The 251-nt window shown below is 33.1% G+C and carries 1 pseudogene; it reads right to left on the bottom strand.

Annotated features, from left to right (window positions below):
* Positions 1-251: pseudogene (locus HMPREF2886_RS34770) on the bottom strand (hypothetical protein); the annotation flags it as partial.

Here is a 251-nt window from a genome sequence, read left to right as displayed (position 1 = left end):
AAGATTGAAATTGCTTGTAACTTGATGTTGCAGTTAAACAATTTTGATATCCCCAAAATCGAGAATAAACACTGTTATCCAACTTTTGATCTTGAGCTTCTGAGCTATATCGCCCTTGATACCACAGTCGTCCTGTCCCTAAATATACGATTAAAGGTAAGTTGATGTTTTCTACCGATTGAGAAAAAGATTCGCTAGCTATTTTAGTTGATTTTGAAGACTTATAAATTATGCTCTGATATTTTTTAGCA

Source organism: Pseudomonas sp. HMSC066A08 (genome assembly GCF_001813025.1).
GTDB lineage: Bacteria > Pseudomonadota > Gammaproteobacteria > Pseudomonadales > Pseudomonadaceae > Pseudomonas > Pseudomonas aeruginosa.
Note: the sequence above shows the minus strand (reverse complement) of the source record. Positions and strands in the feature narration are given on the sequence as shown.